The organism is Novosphingobium sp. Sphag1I, from assembly GCF_056279125.1.
Genome location: NZ_JBWBQS010000005.1, coordinates 47,863 through 73,231, shown reverse-complemented (window position 1 = coordinate 73,231; position 25,369 = coordinate 47,863). Strand labels below are relative to the sequence as shown.

Below are 25,369 nucleotides of genomic sequence, written 5' to 3'. Positions count from 1 at the left end.
AGTCTGCTTTGTCACGCCACTAGATGTTGAGTCTGTCGATTCGCCTGTGACTCTATCCCTTGTGTCAGACTCTTTCTGTTCTCCTGTTCTTGACTCGGTTCATACGCCGCGACTCGTGCTGAATCCACGAGTCGGGCCTTGACGGGAGTCTGTGTTTGAATCATTGAGGGGGTGTTAGAGACACTTATTCACAGGAATTATCATGGGCAACGTCCTTCTCAAGGAGCGCGCACGCTCCACCCCGGCTCCGCGCAAGATCGCCAGCCGCATCAGGAAGGATCTTGTCCTCAAGCCGGTCGAAACGCCCAAGGCCGACCTGCCGCTGGGCCGCATTCTGGACGGTGATTGCATCGAGGCGATGCGCAGCATCCCCACGGCCAGCGTCGATATGGTGTTCGCCGACCCGCCGTATAACCTTCAGCTCGGCGGCGACCTTGCCCGCCCGGATGGCAGCCATGTGGACGCCGTCACCAATGATTGGGACAAGTTCGACAGTTTCGGCACCTATGACCGTTTTACCCGCGCCTGGCTGGCCGAAGCACGCCGCGTGTTGAAGCCTAATGGCTCGCTCTGGGTGATCGGTTCGTATCACAACATCTTCCGCGTCGGCGCGATCCTTCAGGACATGGGCTTTTGGATCCTGAACGATATCGTGTGGCGCAAATCGAACCCGATGCCCAATTTCAAGGGCACGCGCTTTACCAATGCCCATGAAACGCTGATCTGGTGCAGCATGGGCGAGGAGGCGAAATACACGTTCAATTATCGCGCGATGAAGACGTTGAACGATGAGCTTCAGATGCGCAGCGACTGGGTGCTGCCGATCTGCAACGGGGCCGAGCGGTTGAAGAAGGGCGGGTCGAAGGTCCACCCGACGCAAAAGCCCGAAAGCCTGCTCTATCGCGTGATGCTGGCCACGACCAACAAAGGCGATGTGGTGCTTGACCCGTTCTTTGGCACCGGCACGACCGGGGCTGTGGCCAAGCGTTTGGGTCGGGAATGGATTGGTTGTGAGCGTGAGCAGAACTATCGCGATGCCGCGATGGAACGTATCGAAATGGCGCTGCCTCTGGACGAATCCGCCATCAGCACGATGAAGAGCAAGCGCGCCGCGCCCAAGGTTCCCTTCGGCACGTTGATCGAAACCGGCTGGATTAAGCCGGGCACGGTTCTGACCGGCAAGAAGGGGCGCAATCGTCCGGCCTTTACCGCCGTGGTGCGCGCGGATGGCTCGCTGGTTTCGGACAAGATTGAAGGCTCGATCCATTCCTGCGGTGCGCAATTGCAGGGCGCGCCCAGCTGCAACGGCTGGACCTTTTGGAACATCGAGCATGAGGGCAAGATGAAGCCCCTCGACGCCATCCGTCAGCTTTATCTGCTGGCAAACGAGGACTGATCGGGTTTAGACGCGGCGCATGACTGTATATCTGCGCCCGATCGCCCTTGCCGACAGCCCCCAGTCCGAGGATGGTGAAGCCATCCGTCTGGCCGGGGGGCTGACCTATGCCAGCCGTTTTGCGCTGATCCGGCGCGAAGGCGGCAAGATTGTCGAACGCACCCGCTTTGGCGTGGCCGAGGCGGGGCGTGTGATCCGCGGCGATGTTGAGGAACAGTGGGAGGCTTTGCGCAACCCCCGCGCGCCGCTGCACATGGGCGAGCGCATCATCCGCCTTGATCAGCCCCAGATCATGGGCATTTTGAACATCACGCCCGACAGTTTTTCCGACGCCGGGCGCAACATGTCCGGCCCCAATGTCGCCATCGCCCATGCCAGCGCGATGCTGGAGGCAGGCGCGGCCATCATCGACATTGGCGGCGAAAGCACGCGCCCCGGCGCCCCCCCGGTGTGGGAAGGCGACGAGATCGAGCGCATTGTCCCCGTGATTGAAAAGCTGTCGCGTACCGGGGCGGCCATCAGCGTCGATACGCGCCGCGTGGGGGTATTCGAGGCTGCCTTGGCCGCGGGCGGGCATTTGTGGAACGATGTGTCGGGCCTGCGCCATGATCCGCGCAGCCGGGAATTTGCCGCCCATTCCGGCGCCCCGGTCTGCATTATGCATGCGCCGGGTAAGGGGGATGACCTGCACGATGACGGGATCTATCAGGACGTCGTGTTGGATGTTTTCGACTGGCTCAAGGTTCAGCGAGATGCGGCGGAGGCGGCAGGCGTGGCGCGGGACAGGATCCTGCTCGACCCCGGCATCGGCTTTGGCAAGACGTTGCAGGAAAACCTCGCGCTGATGAATGGTTTGCCGCTGTTCCATGCGCTTGGCTGTGCTTTGCTGGTCGGGGCCAGCCGCAAGCGGATGATCGGCGCGCTGTCCAATGAAGCGCCTGCGGATAAGCGTCTGGGCGGCTCGCTGATGCTGGCGACGAAGATGATGGACGCCGGGGTTCAGGTCATCCGCGTGCACGATGTGGCGCAGACGGTGCAGGCCTTGCACGTGTGGCGCGGGGTGCGGGACGCGGCGCTGACGGATTTTGGGCAGTTGGTTTAGGGTTAAGGGTGCCTCCGGCGGGCAAAGGGTCTTGCCCCTTTGCAATCCCTTTAAGGGGTGGCGCTCCTAATCGTCCTTGCGCGAAGTTGCCGCGCCGCAGGCTATGAAACCACTTCGCGGATCGGCGTTATTTGGCAGGCCAAACGCCAAATTCATGGGATTGCAAAGGGTCGGGACCCTTTGCCCGCCGGAGGCTCAAATTAAAACCTAAGCCGCATCCCCAATCCCAAGCTCGCTCAATTTGCGATAGAGAGTCGAGCGCCCGATCCCCAACCGCCGCGCGACCTCGGTCATACGGCCGCGATAATGGCCGATGGCCAGCCGGATGACGTCAGCCTCGATGTCTTCGAGCGGGCGCAGATTGCCGTCGGCGGTGAACAGCATCACGCCTGCGCTTTCATGGGTAACGCCGCTATTTGCGCCAATGGGCTCGGCGGAAATCATGCTGGACAGCTGCGGGAAGTCGTCGGCGGTCAGCGCATCGCCATCGCAGAACACCGCGGCGCGGAAGAGCACCGCCTGCAATTGTCGAACATTGCCGGGCCAGTCATAGGCAGAGAGCAGCGCCAGCGCCCCATCGGTAATGCCCAGTTGGCGCAAGCCGGGTTGCTCGCCAATCCGGGCCAGAAAATGCCGCGCCAGCGCCGGAATATCCCCCAGCCGCGCACGCAGCGGAGGCAGCGCCACTGTGGTTGCACAAATTGCCGCGTGCAATTCGGGCAGGAAATCGCCGTGGAGGATCAATTCCTTGAGAGGATAATTCGACGCCGCGATCAGGCGCACATCCACACGAAATGCATGGCGCGCGCCAATCGGTCGGCATGACCCCGTGGTCAGATATTCGGCCAGCCGCGCCTGAACCCCGATGGGCAGGCGGTCGATCTCATCAATGACCAGCGTTGCACCATCGCAATATTGGATCGCGCCCATTTGCCGGTCAAACGCGCCCGGAAATGCACCCTTTTCGTGGCCGAACAGGGCCGATTCAATTGAATTGCCCGGCGTTGACCCGGCATTGACGATACGCAGCGGCATTTTTGCGCGTTGCGAAGCGGCGTGAATGGCGCGCACCAGCATTTCCTTGCCGGTCCCGCTTTCGCCTTCGATCAGCAAATGGCTCTGACCCCGCGCCGCCTTTGCCGCAATGGCCAAAGCGGTGCGGAAGGAGGGCGCGGCCCCGATCATCGATTCAAAATCGGCCGGACCGTTCATCTTTTCGGTCAGCGGCTGCAATTCATCGCGCGGCGTTTCCCGCGTTGTGGCGTTGCGCAGCGCGCTCATCAACCGGTCGGGCGCGATGGGTTTGATCAGGTAATCGGTTGCCCCCGCACGCATGGCCTCGACCGCCAACAAAGGCGACGCCGACGTGGTCAGCATCAGGATCGGCAGCGCCGGACGGCGCCCGCGCAAATCGGCAATCAGCGAGCAGGCCTCGTCACCGGGCACCCATTGGTCAAGGATGACCGCGCCCAATTGCATGCCCTGACGCGTGCCCAGCATGGCCACCGCCGTTTCGGCATCATTGACCACCAGCGTCCGCCACCCTTCACGCGCGGCCAGAGCCGTGATCAGGCGGCTCTGCGCCGGTTCATCATCGATCAGCATCAACAGGCGCTGTTCGGATTCTGCCATATTTGCCCGGTCTGTCGTCATGGCTTTGGCATTTAGCCAATATGGGTAAAGACCTGCTTAAACCTGTCTTGTTTCGGGACCGGAATTCTTCTGAGGCCAATCCTACCTTTGGGCCATTTATCGCGGCGACATTCGAATGGGGCAGTTTTGCCTTGTGCCTCATGGGCGTGGTGATAAGAATTGCACAAGAACTAATGGGACAGGGGAAAAATCAATGGCGCAAAGTCAGGATATTACCGCGGCCAAGCAAACCTATGAAGGTTTCATTCGGCTGATCAAAATCAGTACCCCCATTATTGCTATTTTGGCTGCCTTCATCGTCTACCTTATCTCCCGCTGAAAGGTCTGGAATGGCTGAAAAATTGCGTATCGCTGCTCTTTGTGAAAGGGCGGCGGGGGAAACGCGCGTCTGTGTGACGCCGGAAACGGTCAAGAAATTCACGGCCTTGGGCGCTTTGGTCGCGGTGGAAAGCGGGGCGGGGCATGCCGCCTCGATTGCTGACGCTGATTATGCGGCTGTGGGCGCCATTGTCGGTGATGCGGCCTCGGTTGTGGCGGGCGCGGATATCGTGATGGGGGTTCAAGGGCCGGATGTGGCGATGCTGTCCGGTGCAAAACCGGGCGTATGGGTCGCGGCGGGGCTGGATCCTTTTGGCCAGCGTGCGCGGGTTGATGCCTATGCGGCGGCCGGTGTTGAGGCGCTGGCGATGGAATTCATGCCGCGCATCACCCGTGCGCAGTCGATGGACATCCTTTCGTCGCAATCCAACCTTGCCGGTTACAAAGCAGTGATTGATGCAGCGGCCACCTATGGTCGCGCCTTTCCGATGATGATGACGGCGGCGGGCACGATTTCGGCGGCCAAGGCCTTTATCATGGGCGTGGGCGTGGCCGGCTTGCAGGCCATCGCCACCGCGCGCCGTCTTGGCGCGCAGGTGTCGGCCACCGACGTGCGCAGCGCGACCAAGGAGCAGATCCAGAGCCTTGGTGCCAAGCCGATCTTTGTTGAAAAGGTCGCCGGCATCGAGGGCGAGGGCGCGGGTGGTTACGCCACCGAAATGAGCGCGGAATATCAGGCGGCGCAGGCCGAACTGGTGTCCAGCCATATTGCCAAGCAGGACATTGTCATCACCACGGCGCTGATCCCCGGACGGGCCGCGCCGCGTTTGATCACCGATGCCCAGATTGCCACGATGAAACCCGGCAGCGTCATTTTCGACCTTGCCGTGGCGCAGGGCGGCAATGTCGAGGGCAGCTTGCCAGATCAGATTGTCGAGCGCCATGGCGTCAAGATCATGGGCTATTCCAATACGCCCGCGCATCTGGCCGCCGATGCTTCGGCGCTGTTTGCGCGCAATCTCTACAACTTCCTCTCGGCCTTTTGGGACAAGGAGGCGGGGCGACCCGTTCTGGACGAGGAAATCGGCAATGCGATCCGGCTGACGCAAGGCGGCCAGGTCGTCAATCCACGACTGCTCTGAGGGGAGGGCATTATGGACTTTATCTCGATCCTGTCGATTTTCGTGCTGGCGTGTTTCGTCGGCTATTATGTGGTGTGGTCGGTCACGCCTGCGCTGCACACGCCCTTGATGGCGGTGACGAATGCGATCTCCTCGGTGATCGTGGTGGGCGCGTTGATTGCGGCGGCGGCCAGCGGGATTGGCGCTGCGGGCGGCGTGTCGAAATGGCTGGGGCTGGGCGCGGTGGTGCTGGCCAGCGTCAATATTTTCGGCGGTTTTGCGGTCACGGCGCGCATGTTGGCCATGTATAAGAAGAAGGAGAAGAAGTGATGGAACATGTCACAACTCCTTCATGGGCGATGTTTGCCTATCTTGTTTCCGGCGTGTTGTTCATTCTGGCCTTGCGCGGGCTGTCGTCTCCGGCAACCAGCCGGGCGGGCAATCGCTATGGCATGATCGGCATGCTGATTGCTGTGGCCACGACGTTGGTGACGCATGTGCCACGTATTTCTCTTAGTCTCGATGGCGATTCAAGTGCTCCGACTGCGTTTGATAGCAGTAGCTTCGGCCTGATCATGGCCGCCATCGCCATCGGCGGTGGCATCGGTTTTGTCATTGCCCGCCGCATTGCCATGACGGCGATGCCGCAACTGGTGGCGGCGTTTCACTCGCTGGTCGGTATGGCGGCGGTGTTGGTGGGCTGGGCGGCCTATCTCAATCCGGGGGCTTTCGGCATTGCCGAAGCAGGCCAGATCCACGCCCAATCCTGCATCGAAATGGGCCTTGGCATCGCCATTGGCGCAATCACCTTTTCCGGTTCGATCATCGCCTTCCTCAAACTGGCGGGCAAGATGTCGGGTTCGCCGATCATGCTGCCGGGGCGGCATGTCATCAACCTTGGCACGATTGTCGCGATCCTTGGCCTTGTCGGCTATTTCACGATGGATCAGTCGCTCTGGGTGATCGGCCTGATCACGCTGCTGGCCTTCATCATCGGCTTCTTGCTGATTATCCCGATTGGCGGGGCGGATATGCCGGTGGTCGTCTCGATGCTCAATTCCTATTCCGGCTGGGCGGCGGCGGCGATGGGCTTCACGCTGCATAATAGCGCGATGATCATCACGGGCGCGCTGGTGGGTTCGTCGGGCGCGATCCTGTCCTATATCATGTGCAAGGCGATGAATCGCAGCTTCATCAGCGTGATCGCTGGCGGCTTTGGCGCGGCGCCGGAAGCGGCCAGCGGCGCGGCCAAGGAGCAGCGCCCGTGGAAGCGCGGCAGCGCGGAGGACGCGGCCTTCCTGATGAAGGAGGCCGAGAGCGTCATCATCATCCCCGGCTATGGCATGGCGGTGTCGCAGGCTCAACATGCGCTGCGCGAAATGGCCGATGTGCTGAAAAAGGAAGGCGTCAGCGTCAAATATGCCATCCACCCGGTTGCCGGGCGAATGCCGGGCCATATGAACGTCTTGCTGGCCGAAGCAAATGTGCCCTATGATGAAGTCTTCGAACTGGAGGACATCAATTCCGAGTTCGGCCAGTGCGACGTTGCCTTCATCATCGGCGCCAATGACGTGGTCAACCCCGCCGCCAAGACCGACAAGTCCAGCCCGATCTATGGCATGCCCGTCTTCGACGTGGACAAGGCCAAGACGGTCATGTTCGTCAAACGGTCGATGGGCGGCGTGGGTTATTCAGGTGTTGATAATGATGTCTTCTACATGGACCAGACCATGATGCTGCTGGCCGACGCCAAGAAGATGGTGGAAGACATCGTCAAGGCGCTGGCCCACTAAAGGGTCCATTGAATGCGTAAAGTTCTGACAGTCCTTGCCCTTACCCTTGCCCTGTCGGGCTGTGTTCAGGGGGTCGCCAGAGGCCGGGTTAAATCGGCCCTTGTCGGGGCGGGGCTGTCCGAACCGGTGTCGGCCTGCATGGCCGAGCATATGGTGGACAAGCTGACTATCAGCCAATTGCGCCAGTTGGAGGCGTTGCAGGGGCCAAAGCGGTCGCTGTTTGATTACGTGATGGCGGTGCGCCGAATTCAGGATCCGGAAGTCATTCGCGTGACGGCTGCGGCGGCTGGGTTGTGCATGAGCGGGTGGGAAAGATAAGGTTTGCCTCCTGCGGGCAAAGGGCGGTGGCCCTTTGCAATCCCATTAATGGGTGGCGTGAAATTGCCCGGTTGTGTGATGATTTTTAAAGCCTGCGGCGCTGGTTATGGGCGCCGCAGGCTTTATCATTTCAACGCCGCGTCCGACACCTGAGGCAGAACCCGTGGCGCAACAAAGACAGTAATGGGAGCGCGAGGGACAAGTCCCTCGCATTTTCCCCTTTTTCTTCAACTGAAATCCGCCTACCCCTACCCGATGCCTCTATCCCCCCTGGCCTGTGACCCATCGCAAACCCTTGGCCGTGAATTCGCGCTGGAAGGCTCGATCGCCCGCGGTCCGCGCAGCCCGTATCAGCGCGACCGCGACCGGATCATCCACTCGATTGCGTTCCGACGTTTGCGCCATAAAACGCAGGTTTTCGTTGCCCCCGACGGAGATCACTACCGCGTCCGCCTGACGCACAGCCTTGAGGTGGCCCAGATCGGCCGCGTCATTGCCCGCGTGCTGGGGCTGGACGAGGATTTGACCGAGGCGCTCTGCCTTGCCCATGACATCGGCCACCCGCCCTTTGGCCACAGCGGCGAGGACGCGTTGGACGAAGCGCTCAAAGAGCAGGGTGGATGGGACCACAATGCCAATACGCTCCGCACGCTGATGCGCCTTGAAAGCCCCTATTGCGAGCATGAGGGGCTGAACCTGACGTGGGAGACGCTGGAGGGGCTGGCAAAGCATAACGGGCCGGTGCGCAATCCCAACTGGGCGTTGGCCGAACTGGATGCGGCCTATCCGCTGCATCTGGGTGAATGGTCATGTCTTGAGGCGCAGGTGGCCGCGATTGCCGACGACATCGCCTATGACAATCATGACATTGACGATGGGCTGCGCGCCGGATTCCTGCATCTCGACGATCTGCTGACCCAACCCTTCGTGGCCGAACAATGGCGCGCGGTGGAGGCAAAGCACCCCAACGCCCCTCATGACCGCAAATTGCGCGAACTGGTGCGCAGCCAGATTGGCATCATGGTCAATGACGTCATCGCGCAAACGCAGGCCCGCACGGCGGGCATGGCCAGCATCGCCGATGTGCGCGCCGCCACGCGTGCCAGCGTCGCCTTCTCGCCCGCGATGGGTGAGGCCGAGCGTACGCTGAAGCGCTTTATGTACGCCAAGCTCTATTATCACCCCGAACAACTGGCCACGGCGGAAAAGGCGCATCAGGTCGTGTCGGGTCTGTTTGCCGCTTATCGCGAAAATCCGTGGCACATGGGGGCGGATTGGGCCGGGCGCCTGCCTGCGGCTGAACCTCAACGCAGCCGCCACATCGCCGATTTCATCGCCGGCATGACGGATCGCTTCGCCATTGCACAATATAGGACCATTTTCGGCACCGCGCCGGAGGGTTTGAGCAACGTCTGAGCCACATCGTGCCGGATTTGGTGACCAGATTGCGTATTGGGGTAGAATTTCTGACACTCTGTTTGACTTTTGCGCCGCAAAAAGAGAAGGCGGACACCAGTCGCTGAACGATGCGGGAGAGTTCGGGTGATTCGTCAAGGATCGCTCGACGCCGAAGGAGCAACCGCCCCGGAATCTCTCAGGCAATAAGGACCGTGTCGGTCAATAGCGACGCTCTGGAAAGTGCAATCGGACCAATCGGTTCGAGGGCCGCCGAAGGGGTAAATCTGCGCATTTCCATGTGCGGGCTAAGCTCTCAGGTTTCCGTGACAGAGGGGGCACCGAGATTGGTGCAACGCTGTGCGGAAGGCTGATTAGTGAGCGACACATACGATTCTGACTCGGTCGAAGAGATCGAAACCCCCGAAACCCTCACGCTTCCCCTTGATGCATGGCACCGCGCACGCGGCGGCCGCATGGTCGAATTCGCCGGTTACTGGATGCCCGTGCAATACGAAGGCATCATGGGCGAACACCTGTGGACCCGTGAAAACGCCGGCCTGTTCGACGTCAGCCACATGGGCCAGTTGGTCGTGTCGAGCGAAGACGAAGCGCAGGAAGACGCGATCACCGCACTGGAAGCGCTGATGCCCGCCGACCTTTCGATCCTCAAGGTTGGTCGTCAACGTTACTCGCTGCTGCTCAACGAAACCGGCGGCATTATCGATGATCTGATGATCACACGTTGGGCCAATGGTTTCTTCCTGATCGTCAATGGCGCGACCAAGTGGGACGACATCGGCCATTTGCGCGAATTCCTGCCCGACGACATCACGCTGACGCATCGCGACGATTTCGCGCTGCTCGCGCTGCAAGGCCCCTGCGCGGCGGAGGCTCTGGCCTCTTTTGGTATCGAACCGGCCCAGCCGGAGGTTGCCGCGGTGGACCAGCTCTCCTTTATGCAGGCCGGACATTATGTCTGGAACGGCGTCGAACTGCATATCAGCCGTAGCGGTTATACCGGCGAAGATGGCTATGAAATCGCGGTCCCGGCCGAGAGCGCCGAAGCCTTGGCCGAAATGCTCTGCACCCATCCGGCGGTCAAGCCCATCGGCCTTGGCGCGCGTGACAGCCTTCGTATGGAAGCTGGCCTGCCGCTCTACGGTCATGACCTGAACGAAGAAATCGACCCCATCAGCGCGGGCCTGTCCTTCGCTATTTCCAAGCGCCGCCGCGCCGAAGGCGGTTTCCCCGGCGCCGACCGCATCCTGACCGGCCTGTCACAGGGCACGGAAACGGTCCGTGTCGGCCTGAAACTGTCGGGCCGTCAGGCCGCGCGTGAAGGCGCTGAGGTTTACAGCGGCGAGGAAAAGGTCGGCGTGCTGACCTCGGGCGGTTTCGCGCCCAGCCTTGGTTGCCCCATCGCCATGGCCGATGTGCCCGCCGCTCTGGGCGAGCCCGGCACCGAACTCTTCATCGACGTGCGCGGCAAGAAATTGCCCGCCACAGTCGCTGCCATGCCTTTTGTTCCCCATCGCTATTTCCGCAAAGGAGCCGCAAAATGACCCGTTATTTCACCAAGGACCACGAGTGGATTTCCGTTGACGGCGACGTTGCGACCGTTGGGATCACCGATTTCGCGCAGAACGCTCTGGGTGACATCACCTTTGTCGAAGTTCCCGAAGCGGGCAAGACCCTGGCCAAGGGCGACACCGCCAGCGTGGTGGACAGCGTCAAGGCCGCCAGCGACGTTTACGCCCCCGTTGCGGGCGAAGTGACCGAAGGCAATCCGGCGTTGGAAGAAGCGCCCGAACTGGTCAATACCTCGCCCGAAAGCGAAGGCTGGCTGTGGCGCATGAGCGTGGCCGATGCCGGTGATCTGGCCGATCTGATGGATGAGGCCGCCTACGCCGCCTATATTGCGGAGCTCTAATCCCTTATGCGCTATTTGCCTCTCACCCCGGCCGATCGCGCCGCCATGTTGGCGCGGATCGGCGTGGACAATATTGACGCGCTGTTTTCCGATGTGCCCGCCGATGCTTTGCAAAGCGGGCCGATCGCGGGCCTTCCGGCCCATGCCAGCGAAATGGCTGTGGAACGCCACATGGGCCGCCTTTCGGCGGAAAACCTGTCGGCGGGCGCGGCGCCCTTCTTTCTGGGCGCGGGCGCGTACAAGCACCATATTCCGGCCAGCGTCGATCACCTGATCCAGCGCGGCGAATTCCTGACGGCCTATACGCCCTATCAGCCGGAAATCGCCCAAGGCACGCTTCAGGTGCTGTTCGAGTTCCAGACGCAGGTAGCGCGTTTGCTGGGCACCGACATCGCCAATGCCAGCCTCTATGACGGTTCGACCGCATGCTGGGAAGCGATCGCCATGGCGCATCGCGTGACCAAGCGGAAGAAGTCGATCCTGACGGGCGGTTTGCACCCGCATTATGTAGCTACCGCGCAGACTATGGCGCGTTTCACCGATGACGTGCTGGTGGCGCAGGCCCCGGTGCTGTCGGCGGACGCCGAGGATGCCGCGATCATTGCGGCCATCGACGGTGAAACCAGCGCGGTTGTGGTCCAGTACCCTGACATTCTGGGCCGCATTCCCGATCTGGCCGCGATTTCTTCGGCGGCGCAGGCCAACGGCGCGCTGCTGATCGTGGTCGTGACCGAGCCTGTGGCGCTGGGTCTGCTCGAAGCGCCGGGTGCGCTGGGCGCCGACATCGTCGTGGGTGAGGGGCAGTCGCTGGGCGTAGGCCTGCAATTTGGCGGGCCGTATCTGGGCCTGTTCGGTTGCCGTGAAAAGTTCCTGCGCCAGATCCCCGGCCGCCTTTGCGGCGAAACGGTGGATGCCGAAGGTCGCCGCAGCTTCGTGCTGACGCTTTCCACCCGCGAACAGCACATCCGCCGCGAAAAGGCGACCAGCAATATCTGCACCAATTCCGGCCTGTGCGCGCTGGCTTTCAGCATTCACATGAGCCTGCTGGGCGGCGCTGGTCTGGAACGTCTGGCCCGCATCAACCATGGCAAGGCGCAGGCTCTGGCGGCCGCTTTGGCGGCGGTTCCGGGCGTGTCGGTCCTGAATGATGCCTATTTCAACGAATTCACGGTGATCCTGCCCAAGGATGCACGTGAAGTGGTTGATGCTCTGGCGGCGCGGGACATTCTGGGCGGTGTGCCTTTGGGCCGCCTCTATGCCGAGGTTCCAGCGCTGGCCAATGGCCTGCTGCTGACGGCGACCGAATGCACGAGTGATGAAGATATTGCGGCGCTGGTTGCGGCGCTCAAGGAGGTGCTGTGATGAACGCTCCCAACGCTTCGGGCTGGCGTCCGGAAATGGGTGAGGCGGGCGCCGTCCTGCCCCCCACCAACAGCGGCGATCATGGTCTCAACCTTGAAGAAAAGCTGATCTTTGAACTGGCCGCGCCGGGCACCTATGGCGTCGATTTCGATGACGCCGATGTCGCCCCCGCGCCCGCGCTGGGCAAGTTCCTGCGCAAGGCTGCGCCCGCTCTGCCGGGACTGACCGAGCCGGAAGTGGTGCGCCACTATACCCGCCTCTCGCGTCAGAATTATGCCATTGATCTGGGGCCGTTCCCGCTCGGCTCCTGCACGATGAAGCACAATCCGCGCCTCAATGAAAAGGTCGCGCGGATGGCCGGTTTTTCCGATGTTCACCCGTTGCAGCCGACCCAGACGGTGCAGGGCGCTTTGAAGGTCATCACGCAGCTGGCCGACTGGCTGATGGCGCTGACGGGCATGCCCGCCGTGGCCATGACGCCCAAGGCGGGCGCGCATGGTGAGCTTTGCGGCTTGCTCTGCATCCGTGCCGCTCTGACCGCTCGCGGTGAGGAACGCCCGGTCGTTCTGGTCCCCGAAAGCGCGCATGGCACCAATCCCGCCACCGCCGCCTTTGCCGGGTTCCGCGTGGAAAATATCCCTGCGACTGCTGATGGCCGCGTGGATGTTGACGCTCTGACCGCTCGCCTTGGGCCGGATATTGCGGGCGTGATGATCACCAATCCGAACACCTGCGGGCTGTTTGAACGTGATCTCAAGACGATCTCGGATGCGGTTCACGCCATTGGCGGCTATGTTTACTGCGACGGCGCGAATTTCAACGCCATCGTGGGCAAGGTGCGCCCCGGTGACCTTGGCATCGACGCCATGCACATCAACCTGCACAAGACCTTTTCGACGCCCCATGGCGGCGGTGGTCCGGGTTCGGGTCCGGTGGTGCTGTCGGCGGCGCTGGCGCCGTTTGCGCCTCTGCCCTTTGCCACGCTGGACGCCGATGGCGTTGCGCATCTGGTCGAAGAGGGCGATGCCGAAACCCACGGCCACCCCAGCAGCTTTGGCCGCATGACCGCATTCCATGGCCAGATGGGCATGTTCACCCGCGCGCTGACCTATATCCTCAGCCACGGGGCCGATGGTCTGCGTCAGGTGTCGGAAGATGCGGTGCTGAACGCCAATTACATCCTGCGCTCGCTTGAAGACGTGCTGGATGCGCCCTTCGCCGCCTCTGGCCCGTGCATGCACGAAGCCCTCTTCAGCGACGATGGCATGGCCGATGGCTTCTCGACGCTGGATATTGCCAAGGGTCTGATCGACGAGGGTTTCCACCCGATGACGGTCTATTTCCCGCTGGTGGTCCATGGTGCGATGCTGGTCGAACCCACCGAAACCGAAAGCAAGGCAGGCACCGACCGCCTGATCTCCTCGCTCCGTTCACTGGCCGAGCGTGGGCGTGCCGGGGACGTCACGCTGAAAAGCGCGCCGCATTATACACCGCGTCGCCGTGTTGATGAAACATTGGCAGCGCGCAAGCCCAAGCTGGTCTGGAAGGACTAAGCTATAGGGTCGCAGGAGGGGGCCGTTGCGTTCGCGCAGCGGCCCTTTTCTATGCGGTTTCGCGGGCCGCCTTGATGCGGCGATGTTCGCGCAGGGCAATCATCATCCCCGCCGCCACGATCAGCGGCGCCCCGGCCCATGTATGCGCGGGCGGCAATTGCTCAAAGATCGCCCAGCCATAGAATGTGGTCCAGATCAGCGTCGCGTAATCCATGACCAGAACGCTGGCCGCCGAACCAAAGCGCAAGGCGGCGGTCATCAGGACCTGTGCCAAGGTACCCACCACGCCCATGGCGATGATCCCGGCCCAGACCATGGCGGGATGGGGCGTGCGATAGAGCAGCATCGGGATCAGTGTCAGCAATGTGCCAAAGAGCGCGAAATAGAACACCACGGAAATCGGCGTTTCGGTGCTGGTCAGATCGCGGATCTGAAGGCTGATGACGGCCACCAGAAAGCCCGAACACAGACCTGCGGCAAGGCCGAGCGGCGAGATGGAACCGGCCATGGATGCGCCGCCGCCCGCCGGGGCGGTGATGATCAACACGCCGGCAAAGCCCAGCGCGACCGCCAGCCAGCGCAACATACCCGGCGCTGATCTATAGACAATCGCCGTCAACAGCACCGCAAAGAGCGGCGTGGTGAAACCCAGGATAGTGGCCACCGGCAAGGGTAGCAAAACCTGTGCACCAAACAGGCAGACCATGCCGATTGTCCCCGTGACGGTGCGCATCGCATGGTTCTTTAACCGCTTGGTATAAAGCGAATAAAGTTTGCCCCGCATCAACAGCCAGCCGCCCAGCAAGGGCAAGGTGATCGCCTGGCGCCAGAACATGATTTCGGGCAATGGAACGCCGCGCTGATGGAGCAATTTGACCATCATATAAAGCGTTGCAAGCGCGACCGTTGCCGTCAGCCGAAGGCCCAGCGCAAGAAAGGGGCGTTGATTTTGAAGCACAGGCGGGCCTTAGTGCAAAGCGGCGGTTTGTGGCACCGCTTTTTTACGCAAGGCCCGCCTGCGTGTTAAAGACAGGCTTCGAGGAAAGTCTGATCAAAGCCGAATTGGCGCGCTTTTTCCAGCGTATAGGGGCGCAGGCCCGATGAACGCCATTCGCCGATGATCTTGCCGTCGTCGGTTTCGTCCAGATATTCGAATTTGAACAATTCCTGCGTCACGATCACGTCGCCCTCCATCCCGATCACTTCGGTGATGTTGGTGGTGCGGCGGCTGCCATCGCGCAGGCGCTTGACCTGAACGATCAGGTCCACCGATTCGGCGATCTGACGGCTGATGGCTTCCTTGGGGATCTTGATGTCGCCCATCAGGATCATGTTTTCCATACGGCCAAGACATTCGCGTGGGCTATTGGCGTGGAGCGTACACATCGAACCATCGTGGCCCGTGTTCATCGCGGCCAGCAGGTCGAAACACTCCGCGCCGCGAATTTCGCCCAGGATGATGCGGTCGGGGCGCATACGCAGAGCGTTCTTCACAAGGTCGCCGATGGTGATCGCGCCCTGGCCTTCAAGATTGGGCGGGCGGGTTTCCAGCGGCAGCCAGTGCGGTTGTTGCAGACGAAGTTCGGCCGCGTCTTCGATGGTCAGCACACGCTCGCCCGGATCGATCATTTTCGACAGGGCGTTGAGCATCGTGGTTTTACCCGAACCCGTACCGCCCGAAATCACGATGTTCATCCGGCAGGCGCCCGCGATTTTCAGCGCCGTGGCCATCTTGTCATTCATCGACCCGAAATCGCGCAGCATGTCGATCGTGATCGGCTTTTCGGAAAATTTACGGATCGAGATCGCCGTGCCGCGCAAGGAGAGCGGTGGGACGATCACGTTCACACGGCTGCCGTCCTTTAAACGGGCGTCGGCCAGAGGCGTGGTCTGGTCAACGCGGCGGCCGACCTGATTGACGATGCGCTGGGCGATCTGGAACAGGTGCTGTTCATCGCGGAAACGGATCGTTGAAAGGGTCAGTTTGCCCTTCTTTTCAATATAGGTCTGGTCCGGCCCGTTGACCATGATGTCGGACACGTCAGGATCGTTGAGCAATTCCTCAAGCGGACCAAAGCCGAGCAATTCGTCGATCAGCACCTTTTCCAGCGCGAATTGTTCGCGACGGTTAAGCGTGATTTTCAGCTCGGCCAGCACCTCCATGATGATAGGGCGGAATTCCTCGGCCAGTTCATCCTTGGTCAGCGTCGCGGCCGCTTCCGGGTCCACACGTTCCAGCAGGCGGGGAAGCACCTGCTCCTTGATCTTGTGGACGCTGGCTTCGAAACCTTCGGCCTGACGGGTGCCCTCGACGGTGGAATTCATCCGCTCGGCAAGGCGGGCCATGGCATCGCCGCCTTTGGACATTTCCATCGGCATGTCGGGTTCGGCGGGCAGGGGAGGGAACTGTTCCCCGCCCGATGGCGGCGGGGGCGCACCGGCGGGCAGGCCATCGGCCCGCATCGGACGCGCCACGCCAAATTGCGGTCTTGCGCCAGCGCCGAAGCTGCCGGGGCCAGTGCGTCGACCGAATGCGCTCATCGTTCGTCCATTCCTTCACAAACCACACAATTTTCGCGCAGGCCCGCTTTGGAACGCGAACAGCCTGTGCCAATTTGACAAGGTGATTAGAGTGCAAACTTTGAGGATTTGCTAATGGCCAAGCGGCGCTATCGGGCAAATACCGATTATGATGAGGCAGATGAGCCCAATTCGGTAACCCCACCTGCAACATGCTGGCTGTGCGAACGGATGTTGGGCGATCTTGTCGAATGGCACCATCCCGTACCAAAATCGCGAGGGGGCCGCGCCGTGGTGGGCGTTCACCCGATTTGCCATCGCATTTTGCATACCACTTTCACCAACGCCGAATTGGCGCGGGTGGGCATGGATGTCGACCTGCTGCGCGGCCATGAGGCTATCGGGAAATTCATGAAATGGGTGGCCGGAAAGGACCCGAATTTTCATGCGCCAACGGCCAGAAAGGGAAAGCGGTAGGGTTTTGATAGAGGGTTTGAGCCTCCGTTTGATGCCTCCGGCGGGTAAAGAGTAGGGGCCCTTTGCAATCTCGCTGTTGTAGGTATGGCGTTTCGGAAGACTTTGTTGCCTGAATGACAGCAATCGCCCCACTTGCCGACATTCGCGAAGCCTGAGCTTCAGTGGTCGGCTATCTTCTCTAGCGCGATTTTTGCTGGACGATTTAGGTAATCCCATGGCTCCGCAGCGATCTCGCGAAGCTGATTTACGTGTTTCTTCAGCAGTTTAGCGGGATACTCTGCAATCACGTTCGCGGCGGCCCATGGCGCATCTCCCATGTCTTCCCCTTCAAGCGCAATTTGAACTAGCTCGTTGAGGGTTTCCGCATCCATTTGGGAGCGCAGATAAGCCATTGCCTCAGGTTCAGTGGCCGTTGAAGTGGTCATTACTAGCCAGTCGCTGAGGGTTGGCATGCTTGGTCCGATTTGTTCACTGTAACATAGCTCTACCACACAATGACCGTTTCCCACCAAATTTCGACGATAAGCGCCTTTCCGGACACGGTGCTGTTGCGGACGACCATACCCCGAGCTATCAATCGGCGATGACCTTATTGGCCCATGCCATGCTTATTCTATTCATCATCGCATGGTTGGTGGCGTTAGGCGCGTGGTTCTATGGTACCTGCTTCTTTTTGCCGATGTGGGTCAGTCGCTTCCAGAAGTCTGAAAGTCGCAAAGGTTACGGGCGGAAGGCCCTTAAAGGCTATGGCATCTTTGTTGGCGCGGTGATTTTTGGATTTACAGTGGGCGGAATAGCCCAGCTTGCGGGCGGCTGGGCACAATGACTGCTTCCCAGCATTTCCGGTCTTTCCCCGCTGCGAAGCAGCTTTCAAATCCATTGGCTCTGCGATCCCACGACGCTGGTCCTGTAACTTCACATTGACGGTATCGGGATTGCAAAGGGCCACCGCCCTTTGCCCGCCGGAGGCAAAATTCCCGCATCAAACAGAAAAGGGGCCGGAAAAAGGCGCAACCCCCTTTCCAGCCCCTCAATCTGATTTCCGTCAATCGTGACGTTTACCCGGCAAGCTTTTCCGCCAGAACGGTCAGGCCCTTGGGCGTCACTTCGGCAAAGCCGCCGACGATGACGATTTCTTCCGGCGTGCCGTTTTCGGTCTTGTAAACCTTCACGGTGCCGTCGGTGATGGTCGAAAGGAAGGGCGCATGCCCTTCCAGCACGCCGAACTCACCTTCCGAACCGGGGACGACCACCATGTGGACTTCCTCGGAGCGGACCAGCTTCGCAGGCGTGACGAGTTCGAAGTGCAGGGCCATGACTTAGGCCTCCGCAGCCAGCTTCTTGGCCTTTTCGACCGCTTCGTCGATGCCGCCAACCATGTAGAAGGCTGCTTCGGGCAGGTGGTCGTATTCGCCGTCCACAACTGCCTTGAACGAACGGACCGTGTCTTCGACCTGAACGAACTTGCCGCTGATGCCGGTGAACACTTCGGCCACGTGGAAGGGCTGCGACAGGAAGCGCTGGATCTTACGAGCGCGGGCAACGGTGAGCTTATCTTCTTCCGAAAGCTCGTCCATGCCCAGGATCGCGATGATGTCCTGCAGCGACTTGTACTTCTGCAGCGTTTCCTGAACGCGGCGGGCGGTTTCGTAGTGTTCCTGACCGACAACGGCGGGCGTCAGCACGCGCGAGGTCGAGTCGAGCGGGTCAACCGCCGGATAGATGCCGAGTTCCGAAATCGCACGGTTCAGCGTGGTCGTTGCGTCCAAGTGGGCGAACGAGGTAGCCGGCGCCGGGTCGGTAAGGTCGTCCGCGGGAACGTAAATGGCCTGAACCGAGGTAATCGAACCCTTGGTGGTCGAGGTGATGCGTTCCTGCAGCGCGCCCATGTCGGTCGACAGGGTGGGCTGATAACCCACGGCCGAAGGAATACGGCCCAGCAGAGCCGACACTTCCGAACCGGCCTGCGTGAAGCGGAAGATGTTGTCCACGAAGAACAGCACGTCCTGACCTTCCTGGTCGCGGAAGTATTCAGCCATGGTCAGACCCGACAGAGCCACGCGCGCGCGCGCGCCCGGCGGTTCGTTCATCTGGCCGAACACCAAAGCAACCTTCGAACCATCGGGGGTCGGGTTGCCATCGGCGTCCTTGGCGATAACGCCGGCGTCGAGGAATTCGTGGTAAAGGTCGTTACCTTCGCGGGTACGTTCACCCACGCCAGCGAACACCGACACGCCGCCGTGACCCTTGGCGATGTTGTTGATCAGTTCCTGAATGAGGACCGTCTTGCCAACGCCCGCGCCGCCGAACAGACCGATCTTACCACCCTTGGCATAGGGAGCCAGAAGGTCGATGACCTTGATGCCGGTCACGAGGATCGCGGCTTCAGTCGACTGGTCGATGAATTCCGGGGCCTTGGCGTGGATCGGGGCAACCTGAGCAGCGCCAACCGGACCGCGTTCGTCGATGGGATCGCCCACGACGTTCATGATGCGGCCCAGCGTCATCGGGCCAACCGGCACCGAAATCTGCGCGCCGGTGCTGGTCACGATCTGACCACGGGTCAGGCCGTCGGTCGCGTCCATGGCGATGGTGCGGACGGTGTTTTCGCCAAGGTGCTGAGCAACTTCGAGAACCAGACGGTTGCCGTTGTTGTCGGTTTCCAGAGCGGTCAGAATCGCCGGGAGTTCCCCGTCGAAGGCAACGTCGACGACGGCGCCGATAACCTGGGCAATTTTGCCAGTGCTGGTGGACATGGGTTTCTTCCTTGCCTGCTGTGTCGTCGTCAGAGCGCTTCGGCGCCCGCGATGATTTCGATGAGTTCAGTGGTGATCGCGGCCTGACGGCTGCGGTTATACTGGATGGTCAGCTTGCTGATCAGTTCGCCGGCGTTGCGGGTGGCGTTATCCATGGCGGTCATGGATGCACCCTGCTCGCTGGCCGAATTTTCCAGCAGCGCGCCAAAGATCTGGGTCTTGAGATAGCGCGGCAGCAGAGCGGCGAGGATTTCTTCTTCCTCGGGCTCATACTCGACCACCGAATCCGCGGCCACTTCCGACTTGGGAGCGGGCACGGGGATGATCTGCTGTTCGGTCGGTTCCTGCAGCAGGGCGCTGCGGAAACGGCTGAAGAACAGGTGCGCTACGTCAAACTTGCCAGCTTCGTACAGCGCCATCAGTTCGGCAACGATCGCGTCCGCTTCGGCATATCCTGCTTCGCGAACGGTCGTGGTGTCAAAGCCACCGATGATTGCGTTGGGATATTCGCGACGGATAACCGCGCGGCCCTTGCGACCGATCAGATAGAACGCCACCTTCTTGCCTTCGGCTTCCAGAGCCTTGGCCTTCAGGCGAGCGGCCTTGACGATGTTCGAGTTGAACGCGCCGCACAGACCACGGTCCGAATTGGCCACCACCAGCAGATGCACCGCATCCTTGCCGGTGCCCGCCAGCAGCTTCGGGCTGTTTTCGCTGACCACAATGCGCGAGGCGAGGCTGGCGACAACGCCAGCCAGCCGCGATGCATAGGGGCGCGCGGCCTCGGCAGCGGATTGCGCTTTACGCAATTTCGCTGCCGCGACCATCTGCTTGGCCTTGGTGATCTTCTGGGTCGATTTGACCGAGTTGATCCGGCCTTTGAGTTCCTTAAGGCTGGCCATTGCCAACTACCTTTCGTAGCTAGAACGGACTTAAGCGAACTGCTTGGCGAAGGCGTCCAGAGCGGCCTTGAGCTTGCCCTTGGCTTCGTCGCCCAGATCCTTGGTGTTGCGGATCAGGTCGAGCAGGTCGCCATGCTGCGAACGCAGGAAGCTGAGCAGTTCGGCTTCATATTCGGTGACGCGGTTGACCGGAACGGTGTCCAGATAGCCGTTGGTGCCAGCGAAAATGACACAGGTCTGTTCTTCAAAACCGAGCGGCGAGAACTGAGCCTGCTTGAGCAGCTCCGTCAGACGCGCACCGCGGTTCAGCAGCTTCTGGGTCGAAGCGTCGAGGTCCGAACCGAACTGGGCAAACGCGGCCATTTCGCGATACTGGGCCAGTTCCAGCTTGATTGAGCCGGCAACCTTCTTCATCGCCTTGGTCTGAGCCGACGAACCCACGCGCGACACCGACAGACCAACGTTAATGGCCGGACGGATGCCCTGATAGAACAGGCCGGTTTCAAGGAAGATCTGGCCGTCGGTGATCGAGATCACGTTGGTCGGAATGTAGGCCGACACGTCGCCCGCCTGCGTTTCGATGATCGGCAGGGCGGTCAGCGAACCGGCGCCCATGTCATCGTTCAGCTTGGCAGCGCGTTCCAGAAGGCGCGAGTGCAGATAGAACACGTCGCCCGGATAAGCTTCACGGCCCGGAGGACGACGCAGCAGCAGCGACATCTGACGATAGGCCACGGCCTGCTTGGAAAGGTCGTCATACACGATCACGGCGTGCATGCCGTTGTCGCGGAAGAATTCACCGATCGCAGCGCCGGTGTAGGGCGCCAGGTACTGAAGCGGAGCGGGTTCCGAAGCGGTCGCGGCGATCACGACCGAATATTCCATCGCGCCGTTTTCTTCGAGCTGACGCACGATCTGGGCGACGGTCGAACGCTTCTGACCCACGGCGACGTAGATGCAGTACAGCTTCTTCGATTCGTCATCACCGGCGTTGGCGGCCTTCTGGTTGATGAACGTGTCGATCGCCACGGCAGTCTTGCCGGTCTGACGGTCGCCGATGATCAGTTCGCGCTGGCCGCGGCCAACCGGAACCAGAGCGTCAATGGCCTTGAGGCCGGTCTGCACGGGTTCATGCACCGACTTGCGAGGGATGATGCCCGGAGCCTTGACTTCGACGCGGCGGCGCTCGGTGTACATGATCGGGCCCTTCCCGTCGATCGGGTTGCCCAAAGCGTCCACCACGCGGCCCAGCAGACCCTTGCCGGTCGGCACGTCCACGATGGTGCCGGTGCGCTTGACGGTGTCGCCTTCCTTGATCTCGCTGTCCGAGCCAAAGATCACGACGCCGACGTTGTCGGCTTCCAGGTTCAGAGCCATGCCCTGAACGCCGTTGGCGAATTCCACCATTTCACCGGCCTGAACCTTGTCCAGACCATGGATGCGGGCAATACCGTCACCCACCGAGAGAACGGAGCCGACTTCCGAAACCTGGGCTTCGGTGCCGAAGTTGGCAATCTGGTCCTTGATGACCTTCGAGATTTCTGCGGCGCGAATTGTCATGTTCAGCCTTTCATCGAACCTTGTTGGGGGCCAAGGCCCCGCAATCGACCCTTTAGGAGGGGCCTGTTAGCCCCTCATCTTTTGGGCGAGAGAATTGAGACGGGTGCGGATCGAGCTATCGATCTGCTGGCTGCCGATGCGTACAACCAGACCGCCAAGCAGTTCCGGATCCACGCTGGTCTTCAGCTTGATGGCCTTGCCTTCGCGGGCCGCCAGCTTGGCCGAAAGGGCCGAAAGCTGATCGTCGCTGAGCGGGTGGGCGCTGGTGACCTGTGCCGTCACTTCGCCGCGCGCAGCAGCCGCGATGGCTGCAAATGCACGAAGAATGTCGGGCAGGGCCGAAAGACGGCGGCCAGCAGCCAACACGCCAAGGAACTTGCGGGTCACATCACCAAGGCCCAACACCCCGGCGACACCCTCTACCGCACGGCCAGCCGCATCGCGGCTGATCTGCGGGTTGCGAATCAGGGCACCCAGATCGTCGGATTCGGCAATGGCCGCACCCAAAGTCTCAAGGTCCGCTTCTACGGCGCTGACCGCGCCCAAATCCTGCGCCAGTTCAAACAGGGCGGACGCGTAGCGCCCCTGAAGACTGGCAGTAATGCCGGCGGAATTGTCCACGCTTTTACGTCCCCTCTTGCCGGAAGGCTCTATGCCGGTTCGCAAAGGTAAGGATGCGCAGCGTCAAACTGCGTATCTGTCCCCCTTGGGCGGCGCGCATAGCGACGATTACCGCGCGATGCAAGCGGCCCGATGCGACCTGATTCCAAAGTCCATGGTCCAGCGCCGAATTGGTCAGATTGTCTGAGAAATGCGCAATGCATTCCTATGCGTCACTTTGCCCGAAAAATCATTGATCGCAAGGGGACCATTGGATGCCATGGACGGCGTTACGCGTATTTCTATCGGTGATGCGCTGAATTGAATTTTTTTGGGGCATAATCGGCCCGTTCGGCGCATGGTTTAGTCGATGGTCGCCTGTGAAGGCCGCCTTTAGACAAAGGAATAAGGGTCGATATCGATGCTGACTCGCACGCCTTGCGGGAATTTCAGCGCGCCCAGCCATTCGCGCAGCACCTTTTGCAATTCAGCGCTGCGCTTGGCATTGACCAGCAGGCGATAGCGATAGCGCCCGCGCAAGAGGGACAAAGGCGCCGGCGCCGGCCCCAGAATCGCGACATCGGGCAGGTTGGGGCGCGTGCCGCCAATGGCCCTTGCGGCCTCCTTGGCCTCTGATTCTTCCTCGCTGGAAACGATAATGGCCGCCCAGCGACCAAAAGGCGGCGCACCGGCATGGCGGCGCCCCTCCGCCTCGGCCTCATAAAAGGCGTCGCGGTCGCCTGCGGCCAGAGCGGCGATGACGGGCGCGGTGGGGTGGCGGGTTTGAATCAGCACTTCGCCCGGCTTTTCACCGCGTCCCGCGCGCCCGGCCACCTGCGCGATCTGTTGATAAGAGCGCTCGCCCGCGCGCAGATCGCCGCCTTCCAGCCCCAGATCGGCATCAATCACGCCAACCAAAGTCAGGTCAGGGAAATGGTAACCTTTGGTAACCAGCTGCGTGCCGACAATCACATCGACCATTTTGGCTTCGGCCGTCGCCACGAATTCGGCCACCTTGTCGGGCGTGTTCAATGTGTCCGACGTGACCACCGCGACGCGGGCCGATGGCAAAATCTCGGCCACTTCGTCGGCGATGCGTTCCACCCCCGGCCCGCAGGCGACCAGACAATCAGCCTCTCCGCATTCGGGGCAGGCGGTGGGCATGGGCTGTTCCTGTCCGCAATGGTGACAGGCGAGGCGGCGCGAGAGGCGGTGCTCGACCAGCCACGCGCTGCACGTATCACATTGAAACCGATGGCCGCATGATCGGCACAGCGTCAAAGGCGCATAACCGCGCCGGTTGAGGAACAGCAGCGATTGCTCACCTTTCTCCAACCGTTCCTCCAGCTTTTTGACCAATGGCGGCGAAATCCAGTGGTTCCGCTCTGGCGGATGCTGGATCAGATTGATGATCTGAATATCGGGCAATTGCGCCCCGCCGAAACGATCGGGCAGGATGATTCGTTTGTATACGCCCGCCTCGGCCAAGGTCAGGCTTTCCAGCGCGGGAGTGGCCGAAGCCAGCACGACGGGGATCTTTTCAAACCTTGCGCGAATCACCGCTACGTCGCGGGCATTATAGCGCACGCCATCGTCCTGCTTGAACGACACCTCATGCGCTTCGTCCACCACGATAAGGCCGAGGCGCGGGAAGGGCAGGAACAGTGCCGATCGCGCGCCCACCACCACTTGAGCTTGGCCCGCGGCGATGGCCCGCCAGGCCCGACGGCGTTCGGCTGACTTCAGGCTGGAGTGCCACAAGACCGGCTCCACCCCGAAGCGCGCCTCGAACCGGCGCAGGAAGTTCTGCGTCAGCGCAATTTCGGGCAGCATCACCAAAACCTGTCGGCCAAGGCGGATTGCCTCGGCGACGGCTTCGAAATAGGTTTCGGTCTTGCCGCTGCCTGTTACGCCGTCGAGGAGGAAGGGCGCAAAGGCGCCCTTCTGCGATATTCCGGCGCGCACCGCATCGACCATCTGATCGGCGGCGGCCTGTTGCCCTTCGGACAGGTCGGGTTGATCAAAGGCCGGGTCGGCCAATGGATAGGGGCGGTCCAGATCGACCCGCACCGTTTCCATCATCCCGCCATTGACCATGCCGCGCAAGACGCCCTCGGTCACGCTGGCGGCCTCGGCCAATTCGCGTAGGGTGCCCTGCATGCCCTGTAAGGTTTCCAATGCCGCGGCGCGTTGCGGGGTCAGGCGTTTGGGCGGTTCGGCATTGGGCGCCAGCCGATATTCGGTCATCATCCGCCCGCCCTGCAATGCGGCGGTGGAAGACAAGGCCATGCGCGCGACGCTGGCCAGCGAGGCGCAATAATAATCCGCCGTCCATTCGATCAACCGGCGCAAAGGCGCGGGCAAGGGCGGCACCGGCAACACAGCAAGCAGCGGACGCAGGCGATTGTCGCCCACTTCTTCACCGGGCAGGCGTTCAGGTTCCCACACGATGCCCATAACCTGACGAGGCCCGAGCGGCGCGATCACCACGCTGCCGTGTTCGACCTCCATGCCATGGGGCACCCGGTAATCCAGCACCGGCAGGGCAGAGTTCATCACAAGCAGGCGCGCGCGGGTCATGGGCAAGGCCATGCGACCAAACGCCCCGGT

The 25,369-nt window shown here is 61.3% G+C and carries 25 protein-coding genes and 2 riboswitches; of the genes, 15 read left to right on the top strand and 10 right to left on the bottom strand.

The window, feature by feature from the left end:
- Positions 1 to 202: 202 nt before the first annotated feature.
- Both ACZ9HU_RS07025 and folP read left to right on the top strand, forming a co-directional pair.
- Entirely contained in the window at positions 203 to 1,396 is a 1,194-nt protein-coding gene (locus tag ACZ9HU_RS07025; protein WP_476103832.1) for a DNA methyltransferase, read from the top strand.
- Positions 1,397 to 1,415: 19 nt separating this feature from the next.
- The gene (gene folP / locus ACZ9HU_RS07020) at positions 1,416 to 2,498 is read left to right on the top strand and encodes a dihydropteroate synthase (protein WP_476103830.1); all 1,083 of its coding nucleotides are present in this window, start codon (positions 1,416 to 1,418) and stop codon (positions 2,496 to 2,498) included.
- A 207-nt stretch (positions 2,499 to 2,705) separates the two neighbouring features.
- Here the strand turns inward: folP and ACZ9HU_RS07015 are convergent, their stop codons facing one another.
- Positions 2,706 to 4,130, bottom strand: coding sequence for a sigma-54-dependent transcriptional regulator (locus ACZ9HU_RS07015; protein WP_476103828.1), 1,425 nt, complete (start codon positions 4,128 to 4,130; stop codon positions 2,706 to 2,708).
- A gap of 41 nt (positions 4,131 to 4,171) precedes the next feature.
- Here ACZ9HU_RS07015 and ACZ9HU_RS07010 point away from each other — a divergent pair, with 41 nt between their 5' ends.
- From ACZ9HU_RS07010 to gcvPB, 11 genes are all read left to right on the top strand, one after another.
- Positions 4,172 to 4,405 (top strand): hypothetical protein, encoded by a 234-nt coding sequence (locus tag ACZ9HU_RS07010; RefSeq protein WP_476104202.1) that lies wholly within the window; start codon positions 4,172 to 4,174, stop codon positions 4,403 to 4,405.
- Complete coding sequence (locus ACZ9HU_RS07005) at positions 4,363 to 4,470, top strand: aa3-type cytochrome c oxidase subunit IV (protein ID WP_476104189.1); 108 nt, start codon at positions 4,363 to 4,365, stop codon at positions 4,468 to 4,470. The genes ACZ9HU_RS07010 and ACZ9HU_RS07005 overlap by 43 nt, the downstream gene beginning before the upstream one ends.
- A gap of 22 nt (positions 4,471 to 4,492) precedes the next feature.
- Entirely contained in the window at positions 4,493 to 5,611 is a 1,119-nt protein-coding gene (locus ACZ9HU_RS07000; RefSeq protein ID WP_476104188.1) for an NAD(P) transhydrogenase subunit alpha, read from the top strand.
- 12 nt (positions 5,612 to 5,623) lie between these two features.
- Positions 5,624 to 5,920: a proton-translocating transhydrogenase family protein gene (locus tag ACZ9HU_RS06995; protein WP_273619060.1), complete on the top strand. Its 297-nt coding sequence runs from the start codon at positions 5,624 to 5,626 to the stop codon at positions 5,918 to 5,920.
- A complete protein-coding gene (locus ACZ9HU_RS06990; protein ID WP_476103825.1) occupies positions 5,920 to 7,383 on the top strand; it encodes an NAD(P)(+) transhydrogenase (Re/Si-specific) subunit beta in 1,464 nt (487 codons plus the stop codon). The genes ACZ9HU_RS06995 and ACZ9HU_RS06990 overlap by 1 nt, the downstream gene beginning before the upstream one ends.
- A gap of 12 nt (positions 7,384 to 7,395) precedes the next feature.
- Positions 7,396 to 7,701, top strand: coding sequence for a hypothetical protein (locus ACZ9HU_RS06985; protein ID WP_476103823.1), 306 nt, complete (start codon positions 7,396 to 7,398; stop codon positions 7,699 to 7,701).
- Between the two features lie 255 nt (positions 7,702 to 7,956).
- Positions 7,957 to 9,117, top strand: a complete 1,161-nt coding sequence (locus ACZ9HU_RS06980) for a deoxyguanosinetriphosphate triphosphohydrolase (protein ID WP_476103821.1) — start codon at positions 7,957 to 7,959, stop codon at positions 9,115 to 9,117.
- Between the two features lie 103 nt (positions 9,118 to 9,220).
- Positions 9,221 to 9,322: riboswitch (glycine riboswitch) on the top strand.
- A riboswitch (glycine riboswitch) is annotated at positions 9,323 to 9,439 on the top strand.
- A gap of 34 nt (positions 9,440 to 9,473) precedes the next feature.
- A complete protein-coding gene (gene gcvT, locus ACZ9HU_RS06975; RefSeq protein ID WP_476103818.1) occupies positions 9,474 to 10,661 on the top strand; it encodes a glycine cleavage system aminomethyltransferase GcvT in 1,188 nt (395 codons plus the stop codon).
- Positions 10,658 to 11,029, top strand: coding sequence for a glycine cleavage system protein GcvH (gene gcvH / locus ACZ9HU_RS06970; RefSeq protein ID WP_476103816.1), 372 nt, complete (start codon positions 10,658 to 10,660; stop codon positions 11,027 to 11,029). The genes gcvT and gcvH overlap by 4 nt, the downstream gene beginning before the upstream one ends.
- Positions 11,030 to 11,035: 6 nt before the next feature.
- Positions 11,036 to 12,391, top strand: a complete 1,356-nt coding sequence (gene gcvPA / locus ACZ9HU_RS06965) for an aminomethyl-transferring glycine dehydrogenase subunit GcvPA (protein WP_476103813.1) — start codon at positions 11,036 to 11,038, stop codon at positions 12,389 to 12,391.
- Complete coding sequence (gene gcvPB, locus ACZ9HU_RS06960; RefSeq protein WP_476103811.1) at positions 12,391 to 13,944, top strand: aminomethyl-transferring glycine dehydrogenase subunit GcvPB; 1,554 nt, start codon at positions 12,391 to 12,393, stop codon at positions 13,942 to 13,944. The genes gcvPA and gcvPB overlap by 1 nt, the downstream gene beginning before the upstream one ends.
- Before the next feature lie 49 nt (positions 13,945 to 13,993).
- Here the strand turns inward: gcvPB and ACZ9HU_RS06955 are convergent, their stop codons facing one another.
- Together ACZ9HU_RS06955 and ACZ9HU_RS06950 are read right to left on the bottom strand one after the other, a co-directional pair.
- A complete protein-coding gene (locus ACZ9HU_RS06955) occupies positions 13,994 to 14,902 on the bottom strand; it encodes a DMT family transporter (RefSeq protein WP_476103808.1) in 909 nt (302 codons plus the stop codon).
- A gap of 65 nt (positions 14,903 to 14,967) precedes the next feature.
- The gene (locus tag ACZ9HU_RS06950) at positions 14,968 to 16,485 is read right to left on the bottom strand and encodes a CpaF family protein (RefSeq protein WP_476103804.1); all 1,518 of its coding nucleotides are present in this window, start codon (positions 16,483 to 16,485) and stop codon (positions 14,968 to 14,970) included.
- Positions 16,486 to 16,599: 114 nt separating this feature from the next.
- Here ACZ9HU_RS06950 and ACZ9HU_RS06945 point away from each other — a divergent pair, with 114 nt between their 5' ends.
- A complete protein-coding gene (locus ACZ9HU_RS06945) occupies positions 16,600 to 16,941 on the top strand; it encodes an HNH endonuclease (RefSeq protein WP_476103801.1) in 342 nt (113 codons plus the stop codon).
- A gap of 158 nt (positions 16,942 to 17,099) precedes the next feature.
- Here the strand turns inward: ACZ9HU_RS06945 and ACZ9HU_RS06940 are convergent, their stop codons facing one another.
- A complete protein-coding gene (locus ACZ9HU_RS06940) occupies positions 17,100 to 17,366 on the bottom strand; it encodes a hypothetical protein (RefSeq protein WP_476103799.1) in 267 nt (88 codons plus the stop codon).
- Between the two features lie 158 nt (positions 17,367 to 17,524).
- Between ACZ9HU_RS06940 and ACZ9HU_RS06935 the strand changes: the two genes are divergently transcribed.
- Positions 17,525 to 17,767: a hypothetical protein gene (locus ACZ9HU_RS06935; RefSeq protein WP_476103795.1), complete on the top strand. Its 243-nt coding sequence runs from the start codon at positions 17,525 to 17,527 to the stop codon at positions 17,765 to 17,767.
- 232 nt (positions 17,768 to 17,999) lie between these two features.
- Here ACZ9HU_RS06935 and ACZ9HU_RS06930 read toward each other — a convergent pair whose 3' ends face one another.
- The 6 genes from ACZ9HU_RS06930 to ACZ9HU_RS06905 form a co-directional block, all read right to left on the bottom strand.
- Complete coding sequence (locus ACZ9HU_RS06930) at positions 18,000 to 18,257, bottom strand: ATP synthase F1 subunit epsilon (RefSeq protein ID WP_476103792.1); 258 nt, start codon at positions 18,255 to 18,257, stop codon at positions 18,000 to 18,002.
- Between the two features lie 3 nt (positions 18,258 to 18,260).
- A complete protein-coding gene (gene atpD / locus ACZ9HU_RS06925; RefSeq protein ID WP_476103790.1) occupies positions 18,261 to 19,697 on the bottom strand; it encodes a F0F1 ATP synthase subunit beta in 1,437 nt (478 codons plus the stop codon).
- 29 nt (positions 19,698 to 19,726) lie between these two features.
- Positions 19,727 to 20,599: a F0F1 ATP synthase subunit gamma gene (locus tag ACZ9HU_RS06920; RefSeq protein ID WP_476103787.1), complete on the bottom strand. Its 873-nt coding sequence runs from the start codon at positions 20,597 to 20,599 to the stop codon at positions 19,727 to 19,729.
- 30 nt (positions 20,600 to 20,629) lie between these two features.
- Positions 20,630 to 22,159: a F0F1 ATP synthase subunit alpha gene (gene atpA / locus ACZ9HU_RS06915; RefSeq protein WP_476103785.1), complete on the bottom strand. Its 1,530-nt coding sequence runs from the start codon at positions 22,157 to 22,159 to the stop codon at positions 20,630 to 20,632.
- A gap of 66 nt (positions 22,160 to 22,225) precedes the next feature.
- Entirely contained in the window at positions 22,226 to 22,780 is a 555-nt protein-coding gene (locus ACZ9HU_RS06910; protein ID WP_476103783.1) for a F0F1 ATP synthase subunit delta, read from the bottom strand.
- A 372-nt stretch (positions 22,781 to 23,152) separates the two neighbouring features.
- Complete coding sequence (locus ACZ9HU_RS06905) at positions 23,153 to 25,339, bottom strand: primosomal protein N' (RefSeq protein ID WP_476103781.1); 2,187 nt, start codon at positions 25,337 to 25,339, stop codon at positions 23,153 to 23,155.
- Positions 25,340 to 25,369 lie beyond the last annotated feature (30 nt).